At 45.6% G+C, this 25505-nt stretch carries 27 protein-coding genes; 22 read left to right on the plus strand and 5 right to left on the minus strand.

Annotated features, from left to right (window positions below):
• The first annotated feature begins 5 nt into the window (after positions 1-5).
• From HMPREF9429_RS08660 to dapA, 7 genes are all read left to right on the plus strand, one after another.
• Positions 6-878, plus strand: a complete 873-nt coding sequence (locus tag HMPREF9429_RS08660) for an NAD(+)/NADH kinase (protein WP_006943208.1) — start codon at positions 6-8, stop codon at positions 876-878.
• A complete protein-coding gene (locus HMPREF9429_RS08665) occupies positions 879-1454 on the plus strand; it encodes a tRNA (mnm(5)s(2)U34)-methyltransferase (protein WP_006943209.1) in 576 nt (191 codons plus the stop codon).
• 2 nt (positions 1455-1456) lie between these two features.
• Positions 1457-1912, plus strand: a complete 456-nt coding sequence (gene argR / locus HMPREF9429_RS08670) for an arginine repressor (RefSeq protein WP_006943210.1) — start codon at positions 1457-1459, stop codon at positions 1910-1912.
• 5 nt (positions 1913-1917) lie between these two features.
• Positions 1918-3603, plus strand: coding sequence for a DNA repair protein RecN (recN, locus tag HMPREF9429_RS08675; RefSeq protein WP_006943211.1), 1686 nt, complete (start codon positions 1918-1920; stop codon positions 3601-3603).
• A 100-nt stretch (positions 3604-3703) separates the two neighbouring features.
• Complete coding sequence (gene dapB, locus HMPREF9429_RS08680) at positions 3704-4501, plus strand: 4-hydroxy-tetrahydrodipicolinate reductase (RefSeq protein WP_006943212.1); 798 nt, start codon at positions 3704-3706, stop codon at positions 4499-4501.
• 22 nt (positions 4502-4523) lie between these two features.
• Entirely contained in the window at positions 4524-5558 is a 1035-nt protein-coding gene (locus HMPREF9429_RS08685; protein WP_006943213.1) for an aspartate-semialdehyde dehydrogenase, read from the plus strand.
• A 15-nt stretch (positions 5559-5573) separates the two neighbouring features.
• On the plus strand, positions 5574-6470 hold the full coding sequence (dapA, locus tag HMPREF9429_RS08690) for a 4-hydroxy-tetrahydrodipicolinate synthase (RefSeq protein ID WP_006943214.1): 897 nt from the start codon (positions 5574-5576) through the stop codon (positions 6468-6470).
• Between the two features lie 69 nt (positions 6471-6539).
• Here dapA and HMPREF9429_RS08695 read toward each other — a convergent pair whose 3' ends face one another.
• Positions 6540-6896, minus strand: a complete 357-nt coding sequence (locus HMPREF9429_RS08695) for a winged helix-turn-helix transcriptional regulator (protein WP_006943215.1) — start codon at positions 6894-6896, stop codon at positions 6540-6542.
• Between the two features lie 291 nt (positions 6897-7187).
• On the opposite strand from HMPREF9429_RS08695, the gene HMPREF9429_RS08700 reads away from it, so the two are divergent.
• Positions 7188-7532, plus strand: a complete 345-nt coding sequence (locus HMPREF9429_RS08700) for a hypothetical protein (protein WP_006943216.1) — start codon at positions 7188-7190, stop codon at positions 7530-7532.
• Between the two features lie 168 nt (positions 7533-7700).
• Positions 7701-8852: an N-acetylglucosamine-6-phosphate deacetylase gene (gene nagA / locus HMPREF9429_RS08705; protein WP_006943218.1), complete on the plus strand. Its 1152-nt coding sequence runs from the start codon at positions 7701-7703 to the stop codon at positions 8850-8852.
• A 57-nt stretch (positions 8853-8909) separates the two neighbouring features.
• On the opposite strand, the gene HMPREF9429_RS08710 is transcribed toward nagA, so the two are convergent.
• From HMPREF9429_RS08710 to HMPREF9429_RS08720, 3 genes are read right to left on the minus strand one after another with little or no spacing between them, the layout of a single operon-like run.
• Positions 8910-9620 carry an NAD(P)H-dependent oxidoreductase gene (locus HMPREF9429_RS08710; RefSeq protein WP_006943219.1) on the minus strand — a complete coding sequence of 237 codons (711 nt, stop codon included), beginning with the start codon at positions 9618-9620 and terminating at the stop codon, positions 8910-8912.
• 47 nt (positions 9621-9667) lie between these two features.
• Positions 9668-10927, minus strand: coding sequence for a DEAD/DEAH box helicase (locus tag HMPREF9429_RS08715; protein WP_006943220.1), 1260 nt, complete (start codon positions 10925-10927; stop codon positions 9668-9670).
• A 33-nt stretch (positions 10928-10960) separates the two neighbouring features.
• Positions 10961-11713, minus strand: coding sequence for an HAD family hydrolase (locus tag HMPREF9429_RS08720; RefSeq protein WP_006943221.1), 753 nt, complete (start codon positions 11711-11713; stop codon positions 10961-10963).
• A gap of 125 nt (positions 11714-11838) precedes the next feature.
• Here HMPREF9429_RS08720 and HMPREF9429_RS08725 point away from each other — a divergent pair, with 125 nt between their 5' ends.
• Positions 11839-12276 (plus strand): hypothetical protein, encoded by a 438-nt coding sequence (locus HMPREF9429_RS08725; RefSeq protein ID WP_006943222.1) that lies wholly within the window; start codon positions 11839-11841, stop codon positions 12274-12276.
• Positions 12260-13156 (plus strand): hypothetical protein, encoded by an 897-nt coding sequence (locus HMPREF9429_RS08730; RefSeq protein ID WP_006943223.1) that lies wholly within the window; start codon positions 12260-12262, stop codon positions 13154-13156. The genes HMPREF9429_RS08725 and HMPREF9429_RS08730 overlap by 17 nt, the downstream gene beginning before the upstream one ends.
• A gap of 19 nt (positions 13157-13175) precedes the next feature.
• On the opposite strand, the gene potE is transcribed toward HMPREF9429_RS08730, so the two are convergent.
• The gene (gene potE / locus HMPREF9429_RS08735; protein ID WP_040774565.1) at positions 13176-14510 is read right to left on the minus strand and encodes a putrescine-ornithine antiporter; all 1335 of its coding nucleotides are present in this window, start codon (positions 14508-14510) and stop codon (positions 13176-13178) included.
• A gap of 294 nt (positions 14511-14804) precedes the next feature.
• On the opposite strand from potE, the gene HMPREF9429_RS08740 reads away from it, so the two are divergent.
• From HMPREF9429_RS08740 to HMPREF9429_RS08790, 11 genes are all read left to right on the plus strand, one after another.
• Positions 14805-15083, plus strand: a complete 279-nt coding sequence (locus HMPREF9429_RS08740; RefSeq protein WP_006943225.1) for a hypothetical protein — start codon at positions 14805-14807, stop codon at positions 15081-15083.
• Between the two features lie 7 nt (positions 15084-15090).
• Positions 15091-15636, plus strand: a complete 546-nt coding sequence (locus tag HMPREF9429_RS08745; RefSeq protein ID WP_006943226.1) for a hypothetical protein — start codon at positions 15091-15093, stop codon at positions 15634-15636.
• 80 nt (positions 15637-15716) lie between these two features.
• A complete protein-coding gene (locus tag HMPREF9429_RS08750; RefSeq protein ID WP_006943227.1) occupies positions 15717-16349 on the plus strand; it encodes a hypothetical protein in 633 nt (210 codons plus the stop codon).
• Positions 16350-16492: 143 nt separating this feature from the next.
• Positions 16493-17521 carry a type I glyceraldehyde-3-phosphate dehydrogenase gene (gap, locus tag HMPREF9429_RS08755; protein ID WP_006943228.1) on the plus strand — a complete coding sequence of 343 codons (1029 nt, stop codon included), beginning with the start codon at positions 16493-16495 and terminating at the stop codon, positions 17519-17521.
• A 112-nt stretch (positions 17522-17633) separates the two neighbouring features.
• Entirely contained in the window at positions 17634-19154 is a 1521-nt protein-coding gene (gene gpmI / locus HMPREF9429_RS08760) for a 2,3-bisphosphoglycerate-independent phosphoglycerate mutase (protein WP_083801184.1), read from the plus strand.
• 175 nt (positions 19155-19329) lie between these two features.
• On the plus strand, positions 19330-20343 hold the full coding sequence (gene gap / locus HMPREF9429_RS08765; protein WP_006943230.1) for a type I glyceraldehyde-3-phosphate dehydrogenase: 1014 nt from the start codon (positions 19330-19332) through the stop codon (positions 20341-20343).
• Positions 20344-20387: 44 nt separating this feature from the next.
• A complete protein-coding gene (locus HMPREF9429_RS08770) occupies positions 20388-21410 on the plus strand; it encodes a sugar-binding transcriptional regulator (RefSeq protein WP_006943231.1) in 1023 nt (340 codons plus the stop codon).
• 20 nt (positions 21411-21430) lie between these two features.
• On the plus strand, positions 21431-22456 hold the full coding sequence (gene gap / locus HMPREF9429_RS08775) for a type I glyceraldehyde-3-phosphate dehydrogenase (protein ID WP_006943232.1): 1026 nt from the start codon (positions 21431-21433) through the stop codon (positions 22454-22456).
• Positions 22457-22489: 33 nt separating this feature from the next.
• Positions 22490-23668: a phosphoglycerate kinase gene (locus HMPREF9429_RS08780; protein ID WP_006943233.1), complete on the plus strand. Its 1179-nt coding sequence runs from the start codon at positions 22490-22492 to the stop codon at positions 23666-23668.
• Positions 23669-23691: 23 nt separating this feature from the next.
• Complete coding sequence (tpiA, locus tag HMPREF9429_RS08785; RefSeq protein WP_006943234.1) at positions 23692-24453, plus strand: triose-phosphate isomerase; 762 nt, start codon at positions 23692-23694, stop codon at positions 24451-24453.
• 194 nt (positions 24454-24647) lie between these two features.
• Positions 24648-25196, plus strand: a complete 549-nt coding sequence (locus tag HMPREF9429_RS08790; RefSeq protein ID WP_006943235.1) for an NADH peroxidase — start codon at positions 24648-24650, stop codon at positions 25194-25196.
• The last annotated feature ends 309 nt before the right edge of the window (positions 25197-25505 follow it).

Below are 25505 nucleotides of genomic sequence, written 5' to 3' on the forward strand. Positions count from 1 at the left end.
AAACAATGAGAATCGGTATTTTTCCGAATTTAATGAAAGAAAGCAGTATTTCTCTGGTGCAAAATATTGTGTCATTGTGCAAAGAAAACGGTTGTGAGTACTATGTTCTTTATGATGAGGAAGAGTCGGGTCATGCAGTATATACCGGTATAGAGAAAGAACATTTACTTTCCGGCGAAAAGATATATGATCGTATCGAGTTGGCCTTTGTTCTCGGCGGTGACGGTACCATTTTAAAATCGGCTCGTCATTTCGCTTCGCGGGGAATTTCCGTGTGCGGGATTAACCTGGGGTCTCTCGGCTTTTTATATGAAGTGGAAGCTGCCGACTTGCCCGCTCGCTTCACAGATATTCTGGCAGGGCGGTACTTTAAAGAAGAACGAATTATGCTGGCCGGTGAATTGGAATATGCAGACGGCATGATTCAGCGGCTGCCCGACGCGTTGAACGATATCGTTATCGGTCACGGAAATGTAGGCAAGCTGGTACGCGTGGATATGAGTATTAACGGTTACTTCGTTCAACAATATCCCGGTGACGGTATTGTCGTTTCTACGCCTACAGGCAGTACGGGGTATACCTTTTCCGCAGGGGGGCCCATTGTGCCGCCCCATGTAAAAGGCATGATGGTAACGCCTATTTGTCCGCACTTATTATTGAAAATACCCCTTGTTCTCAGCGACGAGGACAGACTCAGTTTTTCCGTAAGGTACAGTCGCAATGTTGTCCGCATTTCCGTAGACGGCATGACGGATTATGAGTTCGCCTGCAATATGATTCTACATATTCGTAAATCGACAGCTCATTTGGATTTTATTCGCTTTGACGGCGGATATTTTTATGCCAACTTGTTCAAAAAGATGAGAGGTGCCGAATAATTGGAAGAATATCCGTTTCATAATGCCGTTGCCTTGTGCCATACCTTAGCACTTCCTTTTGTAAAACGGGCTCGAGTTCTCGTTGATATGACTTGCGGTAACGGATATGATACTTTATTTTTAGCTAAACACATGGATGAACAAGCCTTTCTCTACGGATTTGATATTCAAGCTTCAGCCTTGGCATCCACACAGTCTCGCTTGGAAACAAACGGATTGTTTCACGAACATATACAATTGAAATTAGGGTCTCATGAAAATTTATTAAGTAAAATTGATAAAACTCCTGATTTTATAGTATTCAATTTAGGCTATCTGCCCGGAGGAAACCGCGCTATACATACGGATACTGCAATTACATTAAAAGCCGTGGATTTAGGCTTGCATAAAATTTCTGTCAATGGGATAATTATGATAGTAGCATATCCGGGAACCCCGGACGGGAAAAAAGAGAAGGATGAGCTCGCTTCGTTTTTGAGCCATGTGTCTCAGAAACGGTTCGACGTGTCGTACTGGCAGCCTGCCAATCAAGTGCATGAGCCGCCGGTACTGTTTGTTATTCAAAAGAGAGGATAGCCATGAAAAGATTCCGTTACACTAAGATTAAAGAAATTGTTCAATCTCGGCCGATTGAGACGCAGGAAGAATTGGCCAAGGCTTTGCAGGAAGAGGGGATTGAAGTCACTCAGGCCACGGTTTCCAGGGACATTAAAGAGTTGATGCTGATTAAGGTTCCTACCAGTGACGGACATTATCGATATGCTTTGTCACCCGAACAAAACATGCTCATGTCCAAGAGTCGTATGGCCCGGTTATTTCAGGATTCTATCGTGCGCGTCGACTCGTGTTTGAATCAAATCGTCATTCACACCGTTCCCGGTTCGGCCAGCATGGTTGCTTCGGCAGTAGACCATGCAAAATGGGAGCGTGTTATCGGCACTGTAGCCGGTGACGACACGGTTTTAATTATTACGAATAACCCCGACAGCGTTCCGAAACTTGTCAAACTGATCATTTCATTAATGAAGGAATAATACACATGTTGCAATCATTGCACATTGAGAATTTTGCACTAATTGAAGATATATACTTGAGCTTTACCGATGGAGTCACTGTTTTTACCGGTGAAACCGGTGCGGGCAAATCCATCCTTCTCGATGCCATCGGTATGCTCGCAGGAAAACGCGCATCAGCGTCTTTCGTCCGGTCAGGGGCGGAAGCGTTCCTCGTTGAAGGCGCGTTTTTTTTGCCCTCGGGAAACGAAGGATTGGTAGCCTTTTTAGAAGAGCAACATATTGATACTTCAGACGGGGAAATCATCATATCCCGTCGTTTTTATCGGAACGGGCGCGGTTCCGTGCTGGTTAACGGAACTCTGGTTCCTCTGGCTACAGTTCGCAAATTGGGCCTATACCTTGTCGATATTCACGGTCAATATGACAGTCGCCTTATTTTCGACACGGCTTATCATGTGCGCCTTCTCGACAGCTTTACGGAAGGTACGTGCCGTTGTCGGACTGCCTATGACAAGACGTATAAAACGTGGAAAAACCTGTGTCGCGAGAGAGACGATTTGGAACATGACGAGAGTGAAAAGATGCGTCTTCTCGGTATTTTAGATTTTCAAATACAGGAAATTGAAGAAGCCAAGTTAACCAAAGGAGAGGACGAAAAGCTGGAAGCCGATATTCGCACGGCTTCTCATGCCGAACACATTACGGAAGGACTACAAACCGCCATGGCCGCTATGGACGGTAGTGAACGTCGTCAGGGAATGACGGACGGTATTGCGGAAATTCGCCGCAGTTTGCTGAAAAACGCATCGTATGACCCGCGTTTTGAGGTCATGGCAGCTAAGGCGGAGGCGCTTTCTTACGAGTTGGAAGAGTTGCGAGACGAAATATCTTCTTATGCAGACGGCATGAGTTTTGACGGCCCGGCATTAGACCGAATGCAGTCTCGCTTGGCGACGATTGAAAAGTTAAAACGTAAATACGGATTTTCCGTAGAAGATATATTGGCCTTTGCCGAAAAAGCCAAGGCGGATAGGGAGAAACTGAGCGATTCGGAAAACGCTCTGGCTGACTTAAATAAACAAATCTCCAGCTGCGAAAAGCAATTACGGCAAGAAGGCGATGATTTATTTCAGGCACGCTTGGAAGCGGCAGACTTGTTTAAAGAAAAGACGGAAGATATTTTACATCGGTTGGGACTTGAAAATAGCCGCATCTCTTTTCGCATCGAGCCTATGGAGGCTATAAGTCTTTCCGGAGCCGCATCGGTGGAGCTGTGGTTTTCAGCTAATCGGGGCGAGACGGAACAACCCTTGGCAGAAGTGGCATCCGGCGGCGAAGTATCCAGAATCGCCTTGGCATTAAAATCTATTTTCCGAGAAAAATATACGGACAGGACCGTAGTTTTTGACGAAATAGATGTAGGCATCAGCGGGGAAACAGGGTTGCAAGTAGCGGCTCAAATGGGACGATTGGGACGGATGGGTCAGGTTTTTTGTATTACTCACCTGCCGCAGACGGCAGCCATTGCGGACAGTCACTACTTTTTGTATAAAGAAGAAAAAGAGGGGCGGACGGTTACTCAGGTCCGCAATTTAGATAAAGAAGCCCATGTTAAAGACATTGCCCGCATATTTTCCGGAGACGATACCAGTGAGGCCGGTATGCAAGCAGCTGAGGAAATTATTCGCAAGGTCAAAGGGCGTGCCTAGGCACGCTTTTTGTATACATGGGCAGATTTCTTGACGAGCGTTCTTGAGAAGTTTATCATAAATAGATACATAATATTCCGATTTATACGGAGGAAAAGGCATGATTCGAGTATTGGTAAGCGGCGCAGACGGTCGCATGGGAAGCGAAACGGTTAAGGCCGTTTTGGCAGATAATGAATTGGAATTCGTAGGCGGCACAAGTCTTATGAATGTGGGTAAAGATGCGGGAGAAGTCATCGGTATTTCTTCTTTGGGGTTACCCTTGTACGGGAGTTTGAATGAAGCGTTAAAAATGGCAAAACCCGACGTAGTCGTCGATTTTACGACACCGGCGGCTATTTACGGAAATGTAAAGACTTGTATTGAAAACGGGACGAATATTGTTGTCGGTACGACAGGTTTGACGGCACAACAGCGTAATGAATTGGATGAAGCGGCAAAAAAAGCGGACGTAGCCGTATTTATTGCACCAAACTTTTCTGTCGGAGCCGTACTGATGATGAAGTATAGTGCGGAAATTGCTAAATACTTGCCTGATGTAGAAATCATCGAGTTACATCATAATAATAAATTAGACGCTCCGTCCGGTACGGCCAAGATGACGGCTGAAAAAATAGCCCGTGCCCGTCGTGAAGCAGGTGCAGAACCGGCTCCGGATAAAACGCACGAAAGTCTTGCCGGAGCCAGAGGCGCTACGGTGGAGGGCATACCCGTACATAGCGTTCGGCTGCCCGGGTATGTGGCGCATCAGGAAGTACTTTTCGGCGGCTACGGGGAAATCCTTACGGTCCGTCACGACTCGTTGGACAGAAAATCCTTTATGCCCGGCGTTGTCTTAGCCGTAAAGAAGGTGGATTCCCGCAAGGGTGTGACCTTCGGCTTGGAACACTATTTATAAAACTGTACAGGAGGCTTTACATATGAGTACGAAGAATCTGTCTGTAGCCATTTTGGGGGCTACCGGTGCTGTAGGACAGGAATTTATCAGATTAATAGAAGAACGCAACTTCCCGTACAGTTCCTTGAAGTTGTTGGCATCCAAACGTTCGGAAGGTAAGAAGCTGACGGTTAACGGTAAGGAGTATACGGTAGAAGAAGCGAAACCCGAATCGTTTGAAGGCGTTGACATCGGCTTGTTTGCCGGCGGGTCCATCAGTAAAGAATTAGCCCCCGAAGCGGTAAAACGAGGGTGTGTTGTCATTGATAACTCCAGTGCCTTTCGCATGGATCCCGATGTACCGTTGGTTGTTCCCGAAGTGAATCCTGAAGACATTCGTAAGCATAAGGGGATTATTGCCAATCCGAACTGTTCGACCATTATTATGCTAATGGCCTTAAAGCCTATTTACGACTTGTCTAAAATTACTAAAATTGTGGTCAGCACATACCAGGCTGTATCCGGCGCCGGTAAGGAAGGCATTGATGAACTGCGTAAACAAGTGGAAGATGTTATGGCGGGAAAAGAACCGGTAGCGGAAATCTTGCCTACAAAGAGCTTGGATAAACACTATCCCATTGCTTTTAATCTATTGCCGCAAATTGATGTTTTTATGGACAACGATTACTCTAAGGAAGAAATGAAGATGGTCAATGAGACACATAAAATCTTCCATGACGATACTATTGCCGTTACACCGACAACGGTTCGCGTGCCCGTATTCCGCAGTCATGCCGAATCGGTTTATGTGGAAACGGAAAAAGAACTGACCGTTGAAGAAATTCGTCGTGCTATCGATGCTTTTCCGGGGGCACAGGTTCAGGATAATCCGGCTAAAATGGAATATCCCATGCCCTTGTATACTTCGGAAAAGTATGATGTGTATGTAGGTCGCATCCGTAAGGATTTATTTAATCCCAAAGCCGTCAATCTTTGGGTATCGGGGGATCAAATCCGCAAAGGGGCCGCTTTAAATGCGTTGCAAATTGCGGAATATATGATAAAACACGATATATAAGGAGGAGTACGGGTTATGTTGAAGTTCGGAAACGTTATTACGGCTATGGTCACGCCCTTTTATGAAAACGGGAATATTGACTTTGACGAGTTTGATTCATTGGCAAGATATTTGCTTGAAAACGGTTCGGACGGGTTACTCGTTGCCGGTACGACCGGTGAAGGTGCTACACTGACGGAAGAAGAAAGATTGCGTCTTTTCCGGTTTGCCGCCGATGAATACGGCGATCGTACTATGATTATGGCGAATGTAGGTTCTAACAATACGGCGGCTACTGTTGAATTTGCCAAAAAAGCTGAGAAAACCGGCGTTGACTGTCTGCTCGTAATAGTACCCTATTACAATAAGCCGAATCAGGACGGGTGTTACGCACACTTTGCGGCAGTGGCAAAGGCCGTATCATTACCTGTTATTATTTATAATGTACCGGGGCGGACGGGTGGTAAAATCTTGCCTGAAACGGTAGTGCGACTGGCTGCGGACTTCCCCAATATTGTAGGCATAAAAGAAGCCAGCGGTGACTTGGTGGCGGCTACGAAGATTGCTCGCGACACTAAAGACGACTTCCGCGTATATAGCGGTGAAGACGCATTGACATTGCCTATTACGGCTGTCGGCGGTACGGGGGTTATCAGTGTGGCATCACATATTATCGGCAAAGAAATGAATGCCATCGTACAGTGCTGCAAGAACGGAGACATGGAAGCGGCTGCATCTATCAATCAAAAATACCTTGATGTCATGACGGGAATCTTTACGACTGTTAATCCGATACCTGTCAAAGAGTGTTGCCAAATGCTGAAGATTACGTCTAATTGCGTATTCCGGCTACCCATGGTAAATGCAAGTGACGAAGTAAAGAACTTCTTGGACAGCATGATGAAAAAAGCGGGACTTTACGATCGCAAATAGAATAAACAGATAAAGAGTCCTAGCAACGGATTGAGAGCCAGTTGTTGCTAGGACTCTTTTTGTGTTGAATCAGATACGGCCTGACGCTTTCATGAATTCAATGTATTTCAGTCCCCAAGATTCTAAAGCGGTTAGGACTGTGCGAAACTCGGCTCCCATTTCCGATAGGCTGTATTCTACCTTCGGCGGGACTGTGGCATAGACCTTGCGGGAGATAAGACCGTCATGTTCCATTTGTCGGAGTGCTCGTGTCAGAGTGGCTTGAGTAAAGGGGTTCAAACGACGTTCAAGTTCTCGAAAGCGAACAGGACCTTCTGCCAGTTCGTGCAAGATTAAGAGTGCCCACTTGCCGGCTAAGACCTTTTGGCTTGTTGCAAAGGGGCAGCGTCCTACGAGGTCATGTATGTTGGTGAGTGTGTCTGACATAGAAATCTCCTTTTAAACGTTTTTTGTAAATAAACGGTAGGTAATACATGCTTATTTATCAATATAGCACACCGCATAAAGGAGTCAACTCATTAATAGTATCTTTTTTATATGTACAAATATTTTTGAAAAAATAGGAAGTAGTAAACGAGCTAAATCTATCATATTTGATAGTACCTATCGGAAATAATTCTACTATTCAGTGTAAGCGTAAGCTACTATAATGAGTGTGTAATAAATATGAGTCGATGCAGTTTCAGTAAGCAAGCGACGTAAATTCAGGAGGTTACTATGACACACGAAGAATTGAAAGCAAAAGTACAGGCCTTGGCAGATGCGGCATCAAGTAATGAAACGGTAAAGGCCTTCGCCAATGAATGGTTAGCGGCTGAAGGAACGGATAAGCAAGCCGGATTGACGAAAGAGTTGCCGACTGTTGTGAAGGAAAATATTGCTCTTATTGACGAAACTATTGATTTTATGGGTTCTTCTACGGCAGCGGAATTGTTCGGTAAAGAAGCGGCTCATGCCATGTTGAAACATGCCGAAGAAATTAAGGCGCAAGGTGCGGAATTTTGTGATTGCCCGGGATGTATTGCTTGTAAAGATATTATCGATCATTTGGATGAAATCTAATTTGCTGAATAAAAAGCGGCTCCGAAAGGAGCCGCTTTTTATTCAGCCTTCATGTGACAACTCTTTGGGGAAAGGCCTATTCATAGACATACAGTCAGGCGAAGTGTACAATAAAACACATACGATCTATAAGGGCGGATTACGCATTTCGATGGCAGGAGGCAGTTCATGAAAGCTATAATAAACAGCCGCATAGTGACGAAAGAGACGGTTCTTACCGGTCATGTTCTTGTCTATGATGAGAGCGGAATTCAGCAAATCGTGAGCACTGACAACTTTCAAGCAGGAAAATGTCGTGTTATAACGGACGGAAACGGCTATATTGCGGTGCCGGGTTTTATTAATGAACATATTCACGGCCTGGGAGGCGTCGATGTCATGGATGACGATCCTCAAGCATTAGCCGTCATGGCAAAACGCTTGCCCGAAACGGGTGTTACGGCCTTTCTGCCGACGACTATGACTTATGATCTGCCAAGTATTACGCGTGCATTGACTCGTATTCGCCGTTATATGAAGGAGCGGTGTATCGGGGCAAAAGTCCTGGGTGCCCATATGGAGGGGCCGTTCATCAATGATGTCTATAAGGGGGCTCAAAAGAGCATCCATATTGTTAAGGCCGATTTTTCGTTAATCGAACCCTTTATAGATACGGTACGCATCGTTACTCTGGCGCCGGAGACTTTACCCGACAACTCTTTTTTAGAAGCGTGTAAAAAGGCGGGAATCATAGTTTCTGTCGGGCATAGTGCCGCTACGTATGAAAAGCTGGCAGAGCGTTTGGCAGGTCTTGATCATTATCATGTGACTCACTTATATAATGCTCAATCACCTCTACATCACCGCAAGCCGGGTGTGGTAGGTGCGGCCTTGACGGATGAACGGGCCGTGTGCGAACTTATTTGTGATGATGTACACCTGCATCCGGCAGCACAAAGGTTGGCGTATATAGCAAAGGGGAGGAACGGTATCATCTTGATTACCGATTCCATCAGAGCTTGCTTGACAGAAAACGGTGAGTCGGAATTGGGCGGACAGAAGGTTTTCGTTCACGAGAATCGTGCGGAATTGGCAGACGGAACTTTAGCAGGCAGTGTTCTTACCATGGCTGACGGTGTACGTCGATTCATGCATAATACGGGTGCGTCCTTGCCGGAAGCTGTGGCGGCGGCAAGCTTGAATGTAGCCGTAAGCCTCGGCTTGGATCATCAGTTGGGGTCCCTTGAAGTCGGTAAGGCGGCGGATATAGTCCTTCTTGATGAAAATACTTTACAAGTAAAAAAGACAATTATTGACGGAACGACGGTTTTTAGTGCCTAGACACATACAAAAGAGGCTGTACGGAATGTATTTTCATTCCGTACAGCCTCACGGTTTTTATTCAACAATCTGAACGATTTCATCCAAAGTGCGGCGTGTTTTGTTGCGGTGCGGTTTTTCGTCGCGATAACCGAAGGCTGCCATAACGGCAATTCCGAAGCGGTTCGTATCGAACAGACCGAGTTCATCACCTAAAAAGGCGGTCATCTTATCTTGATTAAAGCCTTCCATGGGGCAAGAATCAAGTCCTTCATAAGCCGCCATAGTCATCATATTGGACATGACGATGTAGGCCTGCTTGGAAGACCAGTCGAAGGCAGCCCGTTCGGATTCAAAAGTTTTATAATCTTCAGTAGTGAATTGAGCATATTTTTGGCGATATGCAGCATCTACTTCAGGCGGTAATTGTTTTACCTCTTCTTGAATATGGCGGATGTAGGGGGAATCAAATTCGAGGTCCGACTTTTTGCGAGCCAGGAATACGACTACGTGACTGGCTTCGAGACCTGCTAAAATTCCCCAGCCGTATTGTTTCATCTTTTCGCGGATATCCGGGTTTTGTACTATTAATAACCGGAAGGCTTCAAAACCGAGAGATGTCGGTGCTAATCGGCCGGACTCAAGAATCGCATTCCAATCGTCGTCGGAAATCTTTTTAGCTGAGTCAAATTTTTTGCATGCATAGCGATATTTCATAGCATAAGCTAAATCATTGCGATTCAGACTAGGCGCTTTTAATTCGACGGTTTCTATTTCGTATTTGTTCATGTCTGTCTCCTTATAGTATACGTAGATTCATCTGTTGTTACTGTTTCCTATTTGCGACGTCGGTGATCGGCACCCTTGTGCTTTGTTTTATGTACTTTCTTTTTAGTAGCCTGGTAGGTGCTGGCCGGGCGGGTGTCTTTGTAGACCCGCTTTTTCTTAGGAACCTTATTGGCTCCTACTGTCTTAATCTTACCGTTAGCCGTGTATTTCGTGATCGTTGCTTGTATAGTGTGTTCAATGCGCCGGATTTTGTCTTCATCGGCACCTGTAGCGAACATGACGGATAGTCCTGAAGATCCGGCACGTCCCGTACGCCCGATACGGTGAATATAGTAGTCCGTATCACCGGGGACATCGTAACTGAAAACGTGGGAAATCCCTTCAATATCAATACCTCGGGCGGCAATATCCGAAGCGACGAGAATTTGTGTCTTGGCCTTGGCAAAATCACGCATCACCTGATTACGGCGCCCTTGAGACATATCGCCTTGCAGTTCAGCGACGTTAAAACCGCGGGCGATAAGATCGCTCGCCAGTTTCTTAGTTCGGTCTTTCGTATTACAGAAGACAACGGCCAGGTAGGGGTTAAATTCGGTGAGCATATCACAGAGTTTTTCAAATTTGCGATCTTCGCTCATCATGTAAATTCGCTGTTCTATATTTTCCAGCGTAACCGTTTCGCCTTCACGGACAGTAAGGCTTAGGGGCCGATCCATATGCTTTTTGGCAAGGCTGCGTACTTTATCGGGGATGGTAGCGGAAAAAAAGAGGAGTTGCCTTTTTTTCGGAGTCATGCCGATAAGTTCGTCCACCTCCGATAAAAAGCCGGACTGCAGCATTTGGTCCGCTTCATCGACGACGACATAGTGAACACCGCTCAAGTCGAGAGAGTTGCGGCGGCAATGGTCTAAGAGTCTACCGGGTGTACCGATAATGACTTGAGGCCGACGGTGCAATTTCTGCAATTGGTTTTCAATGGTTTTGCCGCCGATAAGATTGAGAATGTCCAAGCCCGTAACAGGCGTAAAAGAGTCGGCGACGGTGGCAAGCTGTTCTGATAACTCGCGTGTCGGTGCCATAATCAAGGCTTGTGTCATAGACACGTCTTTTTTTATACCTTGGAAAATCGGTAGAAGAAAAGCCAAGGTTTTACCTGTACCGGTTTGTGCCTGGACGAGGAGATTATGCCCTTTAAGGGCAGCCGGTACGGCCTGTTCCTGAACAGCCGTAGGTTCCGTAATATGTTGATTTGTCAAAGCTTCCACAAGAGAGGCGTTAATGCCCAGAGAAGCAAAGGTTTTATTCATAATAAAGCTCCTTATGTAGCATATGTAATAATACTAAATCCAGCCGAATTTACTGCACGCTTTTACGATTCCGCCCGCATCATTGCGGTCTGTTATGTAGTCTGCACGGGCTTTGAGTTCTTTTTTTGCATTACCCATGGCAATGCAAAAAAACGGCTTTGTAAACATGGAAATGTCGTTCATGCCGTCACCGAAAACTACAACATTTTCCGGAGACTCCCCCATTATTTTCATGAGTTCGAAAATCCCTTTTTCTTTGTGAGTCGGTTCTATTAAAAGACGGTTTCCTAAATAAGGAATGACGGGGAGGCCGTGTAAGTTCGGCATAACTGCAGGGCAATCGAAAAAAATCTTATAAACGGCTTGAATGGAATCAATAGTGTCATCCGTACCGTAATGTTGTTCAAAATGAGTATACCCGGAGATGTCAAAGCTATCGTATTTGGAACGCATAATCGGTTCGTTTTCCGTAGCAGCCGCCCAAGGAATACCTTGCTTTTCAAATTCTCGCAAAACGGCCTTGGCGGCTGTGAGTGGTAATGGCTCAAGCTTAAGGATTTTTCCGTCCAGTGTAAGACTGTTACCGCCGTCGGCGACAAATGAGTGAATGCCGTATGCTTTGGCGACGTGGGCCGCATCATATTGGGCTCGACCTGTCGCTATGGCGATAAAGTGTCCTTTTTGTACCAGTCGTTTCAGGCAATAAGCCGTATCGGCCGGTAACTGCTTTGTCAGTTTTAAGCCCAAGGTTCCGTCAATATCAAAGAAAAAGTATTTTCGTTTCATTCTGACCTCCGTACATACCCGTTATTATAATATAAGCGATCTTTAGGTAAAAGGGGAAGCCTATGATGAGATGTATTTTTTTGATATACTTGAAAAATAATGAAGTATAATACGGAGGTTTTGGTATGTCCTTATGGAAAGATGTGTGTAAGCAGGCTTTGTATATGAGCTTTTTTACCATTCTTATACCCATCGGCGCCTATACGATTCATAGTGGGTCCAGTGCCGTTGTGGCTGCAGTTTCCTACGGTTTTTTATCGACGGTTATTCCCTTGGCCTATGTAGGGATGGCGGGAGCTGCTTTCGGCGATAAAAATGTGCGCATTCGCCGTATAGGTATCGTGGCGGCGCGGATTATTGTCGCTGTTGCCGTGTATGCTGTAGTAGAACACGGCAATCTGATGCAATGTCTGGCACCTTTTTGGCAATGGCCTGCCGCCGGTCGAGACCTGGTCTTTATAATTCTCATGTATGCCGATTTGGTTCTTACCTTAACCATTGCTTGCATACTGACGGGTCGTAAAATGCGGAAAGGAGAGTCGGTTTATGCGGGAAACCCTTAAAGGTCTCGTAGCCGCCGTTGCCTGGTCCGCATTGTGGATTTTGCCCTTACCGTTCGGCACCTTCGTGTCCGATCGGATTTTCTTTACGAGTCTGTCGCCGTTACTGCTTGGTGTATTAATCCTTACTGTTCCGCCTTGGCTGCGGCGTAGAGATATGCGCCTTTTCGGGAAGTCCGTGTACCCGCCTACAGGGTTACTGATTTATGCGACAGTTGTGGCACTCCTTTTCGGAACGGCCTTTTTAGGAGCGCTAAGAAGCACAGGATTTTGGCAAACCTATCCCTCCAGAGTCGGCGTGTATACGTTGTGGATGATAGCGGTGCTCATGGGGCAAGTTGTTATGGGTCGTATCTTTTTTCTATGGCATGATAAGGTGCGAAAACGGAGTTTTTCCGACTTTATCGATCCTTTGTTTTATGCCTTGCCAATACCGGCAGGTATGAGCGCGCTCTTCTTCTTTCCCGTAGTAAAGCTCGACGGGGTTCAAGCACAGGAAACCTTTGCACTCGGTTTAATCGGACTTTTCTTTTTTATTAATACGGTTGTGTACTTTACTTTTATTATCGGCACCTTTGCTTTTTATTTTTATCCTAAGAAAGAAACGTCTCCGACCTTATCCCTTAGAATGTTAGGGTTAGTACGAGTCATTTTTGCAGTTTGTCTGTTTTTCTTTGTACAGGCATTTGTAAATGGGGCTACCGGTTTATATGCCTTTGAACTTACCCATTTGACGATGCGTAATAATGTTTGGGTTTTTATTCTTCCTGCACTTACGTATGCACTTTTTATTGTTATTTCTATAGCCTGTACGATAGGAATATTCGACTTATTCATCCCGTTTATACGAATAAAACTGCGTAAAAAAAAGCGTTGCCTTTAAGGGCAACGCTTTTTAGCGTTCACTTCGCTTCCTGATTTATGATAAAATTTGTTTTTAAAATATTGAAACGGATCATATACGTAAGCCAGCCGATGAAGAGAACGAAAGCCCCGCCCAGGAAGGTGGCAAACGTAATGGTAGTGAGTGCGTAGAGACAATAAATTAAGGAGACTCCGGCAAGAAAGGACGACATATTTTTATTGCATTCCGTATTGGTAATTCCTTCAGCTTTCAAAAGCGGCTTTAAGGATAATGCACAGAAGATATACGGAATGACATTCGTCACTACCGCCCAATTGGCGAGTCGGGCGAACTGAGCCGATAAGGACGGGCTGATGGTCATAAGAGACAGGAGTGTTTGCATAACCAGAATCAAAAACATACCGTGCAAGGGTACATCTGCTTGAGTAACCTTGGCAAACACCTTGGGAAAGAGACCTCTTTCAGCACTGGTCTTAAAAACACGGGCCAAGGTGAACTGCCAGGACAAAAGTGAGCCTGCGCAGGCGAAGGCCATAAGTCCCATGACGATACGTCCTGTTGTGGACCCGAACATTCTGGCAAAGGCCATGCCGAAGGGAGCATCGGATGTCAACAATTCAGCGTTGGGAACAATGCCGGCAATAACATTGGTCGAGGCAATGTAGATGACGGCAACGAAAGCCGTACTGAGGAAGGTTGCCTTAGGAACGGAAGTCCGCGGATTTTCAACGGCGTCCGCATTTACCGATGCCGATTCCAAACCGAGGAAAGACCATAAAGTCAAGGCTATGGAATTGCCGACGGCATCGCTCCAACTAATGGGATTGGGACACCAAGCATCGATCCATGTTGTGGGATTGAACCAATACCAGCCGATGACGGAAATCGTCAGAATCGGCAGAATGGAGCACCAAATCGTAAAGGTTGTCAGCCTGCTTGAATAACGACTGCCCTTGATATTAAGGCTGGCGGCTATCCACAGCAAGGCGATAGTATATAAACAAGTTTGCACCGGTGAAAAATCCATGCCCAGAAAGCCGGCTCCGTATCCGACTGCGGAAATGGAAATCGCCACGTTGGCAATAACTATAGAAACTGAATAGGCGTAATTCGTCATAAAATGTCCTATTCGTCCGTAACCGTACTCGGCATAACCGCCCATACCGCCCGTTTTAGTAGTAAACATACCGCATCGGGAAAAGGTCATGGCCAGAGCCAGAGAACCGAGAGACGTAATAATCCAAGAGAAAATCGAGATCGTGCCGACCTCGGCGAGCTGAGAGGGTAACATGATGATGCCGGCTCCCAGCATATTGGCTGCAGTAATAAAGGTGAGCTGCACCCAAGACATTTTACGACGGTTAGTTTTCATTATCAGTCCTTCTTCCATTATAAATTGGGTAAAAACCCGTAATAAAAATCAATTCATTTTAGCATTTTTCTTTTTAGAATACCAGTAAAAAATAGCTGAAAATCCCCTTAAATTTAGTTGTATTTTCCGAAAAAATTAAACCGTAGTAAAGGGCATATCCATGCCGTTTTTAGAGATTTTAAAAATGGACGGATGTAGTGGATTTTATGATTCTTTATTCTACCCAAAAGGTATGGTATAATAAAGTTACCTTTTTATAAGGTATGATATAGTAAATGAACGGGAGTGATATCCATGGAAAAAATTACAGCTTTTTATTTACACGAATGTCCCTATTGTGCGAATGCAAAGAAAGCCATAGGAGAACTGATTGAGGAAAATCCGGCCTATAAGGATATTCCCCTTACGTGGTATGAAGAAACGGAAAATCCCGATATCGTGGCAGGCCATGTCTATGAATATGTGCCCAATTTTTTTGTAGGTGATAAGAAAGTATATGAAGCACATCCCGGGGAATCATACGGAGAAACGAAGTTTTATATTAAAAAAGTATTTGATGACTTATTGAAATAGGAAAACCATGAAGATAAAATTACTGGCAACTTTTTTGACGTTCATGATGATGACGGGCATGGCAACGGCGGAAGAAGCGGTCATTCTTACAAGTGCACCTGAACAGGTTGCTATCGGTGCAGTCGGTATGCCTAATCCGATTAAGGACTATAAAAGCGTGTCGGCTGTAGCCGAAGCGGTCGGATTCAGGCCCTTAACGTTGGATGAAAATGAACAGTTCGCTTTAACGCATAGCTCTGCCATCCAGTCAGCGGCTCAAGTTTCTTATATAGAGAAGAATGTAAAGAATAACAATCGAATTCTCGTCAGGACCGCTTTGCGAAGCACTGTGGACGGACCGACTCTCAGCGGGTACTACGGGACCCCCTGGCAGGTAGACGTAGTCAATCACACGATCGTCTTTGTAACTGAAAGTGATTCTAGTGCTTATGCCGCTTATTGGAGAAGCGGTGCTTTTATATACTCTGTCAGTGCTACGGAATCTACGCACGAGGATTTCGGACGGATTGTGAAATCTCTGGTTCAAAAGACGGAAAAAGAACGTGTTTTTTAAGACGGACAAGGATTCCGTAAAAGCCGGCTGACATACAGCCGGCTTTTATATACTACCGGAGTCGGATAGGGGGGACAAGGGTGAAAGAATTGCCGTTGTTTAAAGTAGACTGCGAGTACGGCTACAATCAGGAACACTTTAAAGATATTCGTATGAAACAGGGCGGTTGCGGAGCTGTTGTCGCCTGTGATGTAAGTATTTATTTGGCACGCTTTTACGGTCTTGGCGAATTATACCCTTTTGATGCACAGCGACCGGTTACTGAAAAGGAGTATGTGGCCTTTTCTAAGCTTATGAAACCATACTTGAGCCCGCGAGCGACCGGAATAGATACAGTAGAAATCTGGATAGACGGGTACGGTCGATATTTGCAAGACCGAGGCATAGATTCTGTAGATCTTGACGGTCTGCACGGTGACTGCTCGTATGAGTTGTTTAAGCATGCCGTTACGGCACAAATTGATATGGGCATGCTCGTACCGTATTTGAACCTGCGCCATAAAAGTCCCGATTTAAAGAACTTCGTTTGGCATTGGTTCTGGTTGGCGGGGTATGAAGAATTTGCTCAAGAAACGATGGTCAAGGTGGTCAGTTACGGCACCTTTCGTTGGTTTTCTCTCAAAGAACTTTGGGATACGGGCTATTCTCGAAAGGGCGGCCTGGTCTTAGTGACTATAGACGATAAACATATAAATACTGTGATTCCGGAATAACCCGGAGTTATAGAAAAAATAAATCGGGACTTAATACGTCCATGTCATTGTAAGTTATGTCCCGATGTGTCATAATACACTCGTAAGTTGAAATTGAATGTTAGTGTGTAACGGTTTCTATTCAAATAAGGAGTGTTTCAACTATGATTAAAGTCGGTATTAACGGTTTCGGCCGTATCGGTCGTTTTGTTTTTCGCGCGGCACAGAATCGTGATGATATTGAAATCGTGGGCATCAATGATTTGTTGCCTGTAGATTATATGGCATATATGTTAAAATATGATACGATGCACGGTCAGTTTGAAGGCACTGTCGAGGCTGACGCAAAACGCAACGTACTCATTGTAAACGGTAAGGAAATTCGCGTAACGGCGGAAACGGATCCTGCCAACTTAAAATGGAATGAAGTGGGTGCCGAATATGTGGTTGAATCTACAGGACGTTTCTTGACTATGGACGCTGCTGAAAAACATTTGCAGGCAGGCGCTAAATATGTAGTTCTTTCAGCCCCCTCCAAGAAGGGTGAAGACGGACGCCAGGCTGATATGTTTGTTTGCGGTGTCAATACGGATACCTATAAGGGACAGCAGATTGTGTCCAATGCATCTTGCACGACCAACTGCTTGGCACCGGTTGCGAAAGTGTTGAACGACGCTTTCGGCATTAAAGACGGTTTGATGACAACCGTTCATTCGACAACGGCTACACAGAAAACCGTTGATGGACCGTCTGCCAAGGACTGGCGCGGCGGTCGTGCCGCATCGGGAAATATTATCCCTTCGTCTACGGGTGCAGCTAAAGCCGTAGGTAAGGTTATTCCCGAATTGAACGGTAAGTTGACCGGGATGGCTATGCGTGTGCCGACCTTGGATGTATCGGTTGTCGATCTTACGGTTAACTTGGAAAAACCGGCAACGTACGAAGAAATCTGTGCTGCAATGAAGAAGGCGAGCGAAGGAGAATTGAAGGGAATCCTCGGTTACACGGAAGATGCGGTCGTATCGTCCGATTTCCTCGGTTGCACGTTGACATCCGTGTTTGATGCCGATGCAGGTATCGCCTTGACGGATACGTTCGTTAAAGTTGTATCCTGGTATGACAATGAAATCGGCTATTCCAACAAAGTTTGCGATTTGATTGCCGTAATGAATGACTACAACAGCAAAAAATAATCCGCTTGTGCGGGTGGCCGAAACGAAGAGGCAATAAGTTACCGACAGGCGGGAGAGGAATCTCCTGCCTGTTTTGTTTACGGCCTTCGGTATGATGTAAAGGAGAATGATAATGGCAAAGAAGAATACGGTCATGTTGATTATTATGGACGGGTTCGGGTTGAGCGAAAAGAAAGAATACAATGCAGTAGCTCAAGCGAATCTTAAGGTTTTGCCGAAATTGATGCAAATATATCCGCACTCGTATTTGGAAGCTTCCGCCGAAGCCGTAGGGCTGCCTCACGGACAAATCGGCAATTCGGAAGTAGGCCACCTGAATATCGGTGCCGGTCGCATTGTCTATCAATCTCTTACGAAAATTACAAAGGATATAGAAACGGGGGCTTTCTTTGATAAGCCTGCTTTAATTGAGTCTATGAAGAATGCGGCCGGCGGACATGCACTGCATCTTATGGGGCTTGTGTCACCCGGTGGTGTTCACAGTAGTGAAAAGCATTTGTACGGCCTTCTTGAAATGGCGGCCTCGTACGGCCTTAAAGAAGTGTACATTCATGCCTTTCTCGACGGCCGAGATGTACTGCCGCGCAGTGCCGGCGAGTATTTAGCGGAACTGGATGAAGAATGCCGGCGTATCGGTACGGGTGAAATCGCTACGATCAGCGGCCGTTACTATGCTATGGATCGAGATAAACGATGGGACCGTGTAGAAAAAGCCTACAGAGCTGTAGCGGACGGGGACGGCGAAACGGCAAAAGATTGGCAGGAATGCCTGGATAATTCGTATGCCCGTGACGTGTCCGACGAGTTTGTCGTACCGACGGTATTAAAAAAGGTGCCTGTTCGTGACGGCGATTCTCTGATTTTCTTCAATTTCCGCCCCGACCGGGCACGTCAATTGACGGAAGCCTTTGTCAGCCCGTCTTTTGAAGGATTCAAACGGCCCTTACTGCATAATCTGTATTTTGCGACTATGACAACGTATGAAGATTCATTGCCTGTTCATGTTATATACGGTAAAGAACACTTGGATAGCACTTTGGGGGAAGTGCTTGCTCAAGCGGGTAAAAAACAGTTGCGCATTGCCGAGACGGAAAAGTATGCTCATGTAACCTATTTCTTTAACGGTGGCGAAGAAGCGAAAAATGACGGGGAAGATCGGATTCTTATTGCATCCCCTAAAGTTGCTACTTACGACTTGAAACCGGAAATGAGTGCCTACGAAGTGACGGATGCGGTCATAAAAGAGCTGAACAAGGGTATTTATGATATGGTTATTCTGAATTTTGCCAATGCCGATATGGTCGGTCATACGGGTGATATGAAGGCCGCTGTTAAGGCTGTCGAAACTGTTGATACCTGTGTCGGAAAGATTACGGATTTGCTTTTAGAACACGGCGGGCAGGCATTAATCATTGCCGACCACGGCAATGCCGAAAAAATGGCGGATCCGACTTCGGGTTCTGCCTATACGGCGCATACTACCAATCATGTACCTTGTATTCTTGTCAGCCAAGAACATAAAGAGGCTCATTTACATGACGGGATCTTGGCTGATGTAGCACCTACCTTGCTGTATATGGCAGGAATGAAACAGCCGGCTCAGATGACGGGTCACAATTTGATTGATGATTGAAATAAATAGTATACACTAAATTTAAATGGTGCAGCACGATACCCGCGACCTTCAGGGAAAAAACTCTGCATATAGTTTACATTAAATCGTATTTAGTATATATTTATAATGTAAATACTAAGATACACCGGCTTTTATAAAAGCCAATTGGAAATAGGAGTAAGGAGGACGCGGAATGACAGTAAAAATCGGTATCAGCGGGTTCGGAAGAATCGGCAGATGCACATTCAGAACGGCATTGTCGCAACCTGATGTAGAGATTGTGGCTATTAATAACCGTTCGGTCGGTCCTATTATGGCCGACTTGTTAAAGTTTGACACCGTACACGGCACGTGGAATCACGACGTATCGTACGATACGCAAAAACAGGCTCTGGTTGTGGATGGTCGGCCTATTCCGGTTATGAATGAAACGGATCCGGCCAATATTGCGTGGAAAGAAGCGGGAGTCGATATTGTTGTTGAATCGACGGGCAAGTTTAAGGATCATAAATCGGCGTCCAAACATTTGGCGGGCGGTGCCAAGAAGGTTGTTATAACAGCACCCGGTAAGGATGCGGATGCTACTATTGTTATGGGAGTTAATGAAGAGACGTACGACCCGGACAAGCACCATATTGTTTCGAACGGATCTTGTACAACGAACTGCCTGGCTCCCGTAGCCAAGGTTCTTTCAACCGAATTCGGTATTGTTCGCGGTATGATGACGACCGTTCATTCGTATACGAATGATCAGCACTTGGTTGATTCGGTACATAAGGATTTACGTCGTGCCCGGTGTGCGACACAATCCATTATTCCTACGTCTACCGGCGCAGCTCAGGCCGTAGCCCTTGTTTTGCCCGAACTGAAAGGAAAGTTTACGGGCATGGCTCTGCGTGTACCGACGCCGAATGTTTCCATGACGGACCTGGTTGCCGTTTTGGAAAAGAACGTAACCGTAGAAGAAGTAAACGGAGCACTTAAAAAATGGGCTGAAGGCCCCTTACAGGGAATATTGGCTTATTCGGAAGATGCTACCGTGTCGTCCGATTATATCAGCGATACACACAGTTCCATTGTGGACGGGTTGGATACGCAGGTGGTTGACGGCAATATGATTAAAGTAGTCGCCTGGTATGACAATGAATGGGGCTATTCCTTGAGAGTAAACGATTTAGCCGCATATATCGGCTCGAAAGGCTTATAAGGAAAGTCGCATGCGGGTATGGCGATAAACACAGGAGGAAGAAGATGAAAGTCGGTCTTCTCGACGTTTTTCAAAAAATAGCACCCGATGTAATGGGGATAGTAAGAGAACGGTATTTGTTATTACGCCATATTTCCGATGCGCAGCCTGTAGGAAGGCGAAGTCTCGCCACTCTTTCAGGCCTTTCCGAACGAGTTGTACGAGCACATGTGGATGTGTTGAGACGCAACGGAATAGTCCGATTTACAACAGCCGGTATTGAGTTGGAAGCGGAAGGCCAACGACTGATGCCGGAACTTCTGGACTGTTTCGTCCATTTGAATAACTTGGACGATATGCAGAAACAAATTCGTAAGGAATTACAATTGGAGCACGTGTATATCGTGCCCGGAAACAGTGATCGGGATAAGACGGCCAAGGAAGAGTTGGGACGTAAGGGTGCCGAAATTCTTGCCTCTTTATTGGGAAATTCGGAAATCGTCGCAGTCAGCGGCGGCTCAACGTTGGCAGAGTTGGCCGAAAGGTTGCCGGAAGTATCGACAGATGCGGTTATCGTGCCGGCACGAGGGGGTCTGGGGAATCATGTGAAACGTCAGGCTAACTATATAGCCTCGCAGATTGCCTGGACGACGGGAACAACATCGCAAATGATGCATGTACCCGACGGATTGAATGCCGCCGCCATTCGCCTGCTTCTTGACAGTGATAAGGATACGAGACGAACTGTCGATCTGGCGAAGAGAGCGGATATCCTGCTCTTCGGTATCGGTCGTGCTGACATTATGGCTAAACGGCGCGGCGTCGATAAAAGGCTGACCGAATATCTGACCGGCCACGGGGCTGTAGGCGAGGCCTTGGGGTGTTACTGTAATCTTCACGGAGAAATCGTCCATGTTTCCGATAATGTAGGCATATCTTTGAAGGATGTGCAAATGCACTCACATGTTATAGCCGTTGCCGGCGGCACCGTAAAGGGAGAGGCAATTGTCTCCGTTATGCGGGCTTGCCGAAAGGGAACCTTAGTCATTGACGAGGGAGCGGCCGAAAAAATCATGACCTTGATTTAACAAATGAAAGGGTGTATACAATGGTAAACATCGGTATTAACGGATTCGGTCGAATCGGTAGACAAATATTCAAAATTGCACAGCGATTCGGCGACGATATTAAAATTGTCGCTTTAAATGATATAGGCACGCCTAAGCAAATGGCGCACTTATTAAAATATGACAGCATGTTCGGCACTATGCCGAATGATATTTCTTATGACTCGGACCATATTATTATGGACGGAGTGAAATACCCTCTGTTTCAGGAAAAAGATATTAAAAATGTAGACTGGAACGGCTTGGGAGTGGATATTCTTATTGAAGCGTCGGGAAAATATGCCGGTCGCGTTTCGCCGTCGGCACAGGATAAACTGCCCCTGGGCGGAAGTGTAAAAAAAATTATTATTACAGCGCCGTCAACGATTGACGATAAGACTCTTGTTATGGGCGTCAATACGGATGAATATGATCCGGAAAAACATCATGTTATTTCCGGCGCATCGTGCACGACAAATTGTTTGGCAGCTATCTTTAAATGCCTTGATGAAGCATATGGGGTAGAACGCGGTATGACTACATCCGTACATTCCTATACGGTGGATCAGAAAATTTTGGATGTTTCTCATCGCGATTTGCGCCGAGCAAGAGCAGCCGGTATGTCGATTATTCCGACGACGACCGGCGCGGCCGAAGCTATCGGCAAAGTATTGCCCCAAGTAGCCGGTAAGCTCAGTTGCCATGCCGTACGCGTACCGACTCCCGATGTATCGATTATTGATATCGTATTGGAGTTAAAAGAAAAAGGCGTAACGGCAGAAGACGTAAATGCTACGCTGAAGAAGGCAGCTGAAGGCGCTTATAAAGGAATTATTACGACCAATGAAGACGAACTTGTTTCGGTCGATTACCGCGGTAATGAACATACGGCCATTATCGACACTCCGTTGACGCTTACTATGGATGGCGGAATGGTTAAAATCGTAGCCTGGTATGACAATGAATGGGGTTATGCAAGACGCATAGTCGACATGGTTCGCTTCTTGGCAGGACAAAAGCCGTTTTAAGAAGTCGTCTTGCCCGTATTGCAGGAGGAATTTATGAAAAAAACAATTAAAGATGTGTCTCTTGACGGAAAAAAGGTATTTGTACGTGCCGACTTTAATGTCCCGCTTGATGATAAACAGCAGATTACGGACGATACGCGGATTGTAAAAACCTTGCCGACAATTCAATATTTGTTGGATCACAATAGTGCCGTTATCTTGGCGAGCCATCTCGGTAGACCTAAGGGAGAAGCGAAGCCCGAATTTTCTCTTCGTCCCGTAGCTGCACGTTTGAGTGAACTGTTGGGTCGCACTGTGCAAATGGCTCCGGACTGTGTCGGCCCGGAAACGGAAAAAATGGCAAAGAGCCTTAAACCCGGCGAAGTCCTTCTCTTGGAAAACCTGCGCTATCATAAAGAAGAAGAAAAGAACGATCCGGCCTTTTCCAAGGCGTTGGCTCAGTTAGCCGATGTAGGTATTAACGATGCTTTCGGATGCTCCCACCGTGCACATGCATCCGTAGCCGGTATTACGGAATTTTTACCTATGGCGGCAGGATTGCTTTTGGAAAAAGAAATCCGCTTTATCGGTGGTGCCGTAGAACATCCGGAACATCCTTTTGCCGCTATTATCGGCGGTGCTAAGGTATCGGATAAGATTGAAGTTATTTCCAGTCTTTTACCTAAGGTGGATTTAATGATTATCGGCGGCGGTATGGCCAATACTTTCTTGGCTGCACAAGGGTACGGTATCGGGAAATCCTTGGTAGAAGCAGATAAAATTGAACTGGCATCAACCTTAATGGAAGAAGCTAAAAAACAGAATACGGAGTTGTTGTTGCCCGTCGACGTAGTTGTGGCGGCTGAATTTGCTGCCCAAGCACTGTATAAGGAAGTTGATGTAGCCGACGTTCCTGCTGATTGGATGATTTTGGATATAGGAACAAAAAGTCGGGAATTGTTTGCTCATAAGCTTGAACCCATGAAACTCATCGTTTGGAACGGACCTATGGGTGTGTTTGAAATGGAACACTTTGCCAAGGGGACGGAAGCGGTGGCACAAGCCGTTGCCGATTCGAAAGCCGTTTCGGTTGTAGGCGGCGGTGATTCTGTAGCAGCTGTCAACAAAGCCGGGTTGGCTGATAAGATTACGCACATTTCGACAGGCGGCGGCGCTTCCCTTGAATATTTGGAAGGTAAGATATTGCCCGGTATTGCATCATTAAGCGAATAAGGAATTCTGGCAGGAGTATAAGTATGAGAAAAACGATCATAGCAGGGAATTGGAAAATGAATCATACAGGGGAACAAGTGAAGTCCGTATTGACTGAACTGGTTGCCGATGTGGCATTGGGCGTAAAGCCAGAAGTCGTTGTCGCACCTGTATTTCCTTATTTGGAAACAGCTGTTCAATTGACTCAGGGAACGGCTGTTCATATTGCAGCACAAAATATGCATTTTGAAGAGTCGGGGGCCTACACGGGAGAAGTATCACCGTCCATGTTGGTCGATATCGGCGTGGAATACGTAATTATCGGTCACTCCGAACGGCGTACATACTTTAATGAAACGGATGAAACGGTGAATTTGAAGGTCAAGGCGGCCTTGGCTCACGACTTGATTCCCATTATGTGTTGTGGAGAAACCCTGCAACAGCGTGAGCAGGGAGAAATGCAGAGGTTTATTGAAGGGCAAATAGAAGCGGGACTTGCCGGTATAAGCAAGGAGGAAGTAGAGAATATTGTCATCGCCTACGAACCTATTTGGGCAATCGGTACGGGGAAAACGGCGACGGTTGAACAGGCTCAGGAAGTGTGTGCTCTTATTCGTCGGAAGCTGGAAGCTTTATATGACATAAAGACGGCTGACAAGATTTCAATTCTTTACGGCGGTAGTGTCAAAAGCGGTAATGTCGGAGAACTTACCTCATCGCTTGATATTGACGGAGGCCTTGTAGGCGGAGCCAGTTTGAAAGCCGATGAATTTACAAAAATTATTACAACTGCAGTCGTGAAATAGACGATTCTTTAAGAAGGGCCCTCGGGGGCCCTTCTTTTTATGCCCTAAATAAAATTAAAATATTTGCAAAAAGAATAATTTTACCCCTTGCATTCTCATTTACAGTTTGCTATACTCTAAACATAACAAATAACTATTATCTATTAATAGTAAATAAAAATTATTTTCAAAAACAATTGATGGAGGAATGAAATATGAAAAAGTTTGTTTGCGGAATTTGCGGATATGTATTTGAAGGTCAGGCAGCTCCTGAAAAGTGTCCCCAGTGCGGTGCTCCGGCATCAAAGTTTTCCGAAATGACGGAAGGCGCTAAAGAATATGCCGATGAACATCGTGTAGGTGTAGCCAAGGGTGTTGACGAAAGAATCGTTGAAGGCCTTCGCATGAACTTTAATGGCGAATGCTCCGAAGTAGGTATGTACTTGGCTATGAGCCGTGTTGCCGATCGCCAGGGCTATCCCGAAATTGCAGAAGCTTACAAGCGCTATGCATTCGAAGAAGCTGAACATGCTGCAAAGTTTGCAGAACTTCTCGGTGAAGTTTTGACAGACGATACGAAAAAGAATCTGGAAATGCGTGCTGCCGCAGAACAAGGCGCTTGCGCAGGTAAGAAAGAATTGGCTACGTTGGCTAAGCAATTAAATCTCGATGCTATTCATGATACAGTTCATGAAATGGCTAAAGACGAAGCTCGTCATGGCCGTGCATTTGACGGATTATTGGCACGTTATTTCGGTAAATAAGATTCCGTTAACGGAATTTATATAGAATGTAAAGAGGGAAGCCTGCGGGCTTCCCTCTTTGCTCATATTAGAGATTTTCGATGTATCGTATATAATATGTATAAGGTCTACTACTTACGGTAGAATATAAAATTAGCTCATAGCACAATGTCAAATAATGATACTAAGGTATAAGAGAAACGTTGACATAGGTACAGCAGAATGATATGCTTTAGAAGCCGATTGGGGAGACCCGTCAATGACCGTGAAAATACTTTTTTTGAGCTTTTCTTTTTTTAGATAAAAAGAGGTTGACAAGAGAAGGTGAAT

This window comes from Megasphaera micronuciformis F0359 (assembly GCF_000165735.1).
Classification (GTDB): Bacteria; Bacillota; Negativicutes; order Veillonellales; family Megasphaeraceae; genus Megasphaera; species Megasphaera micronuciformis.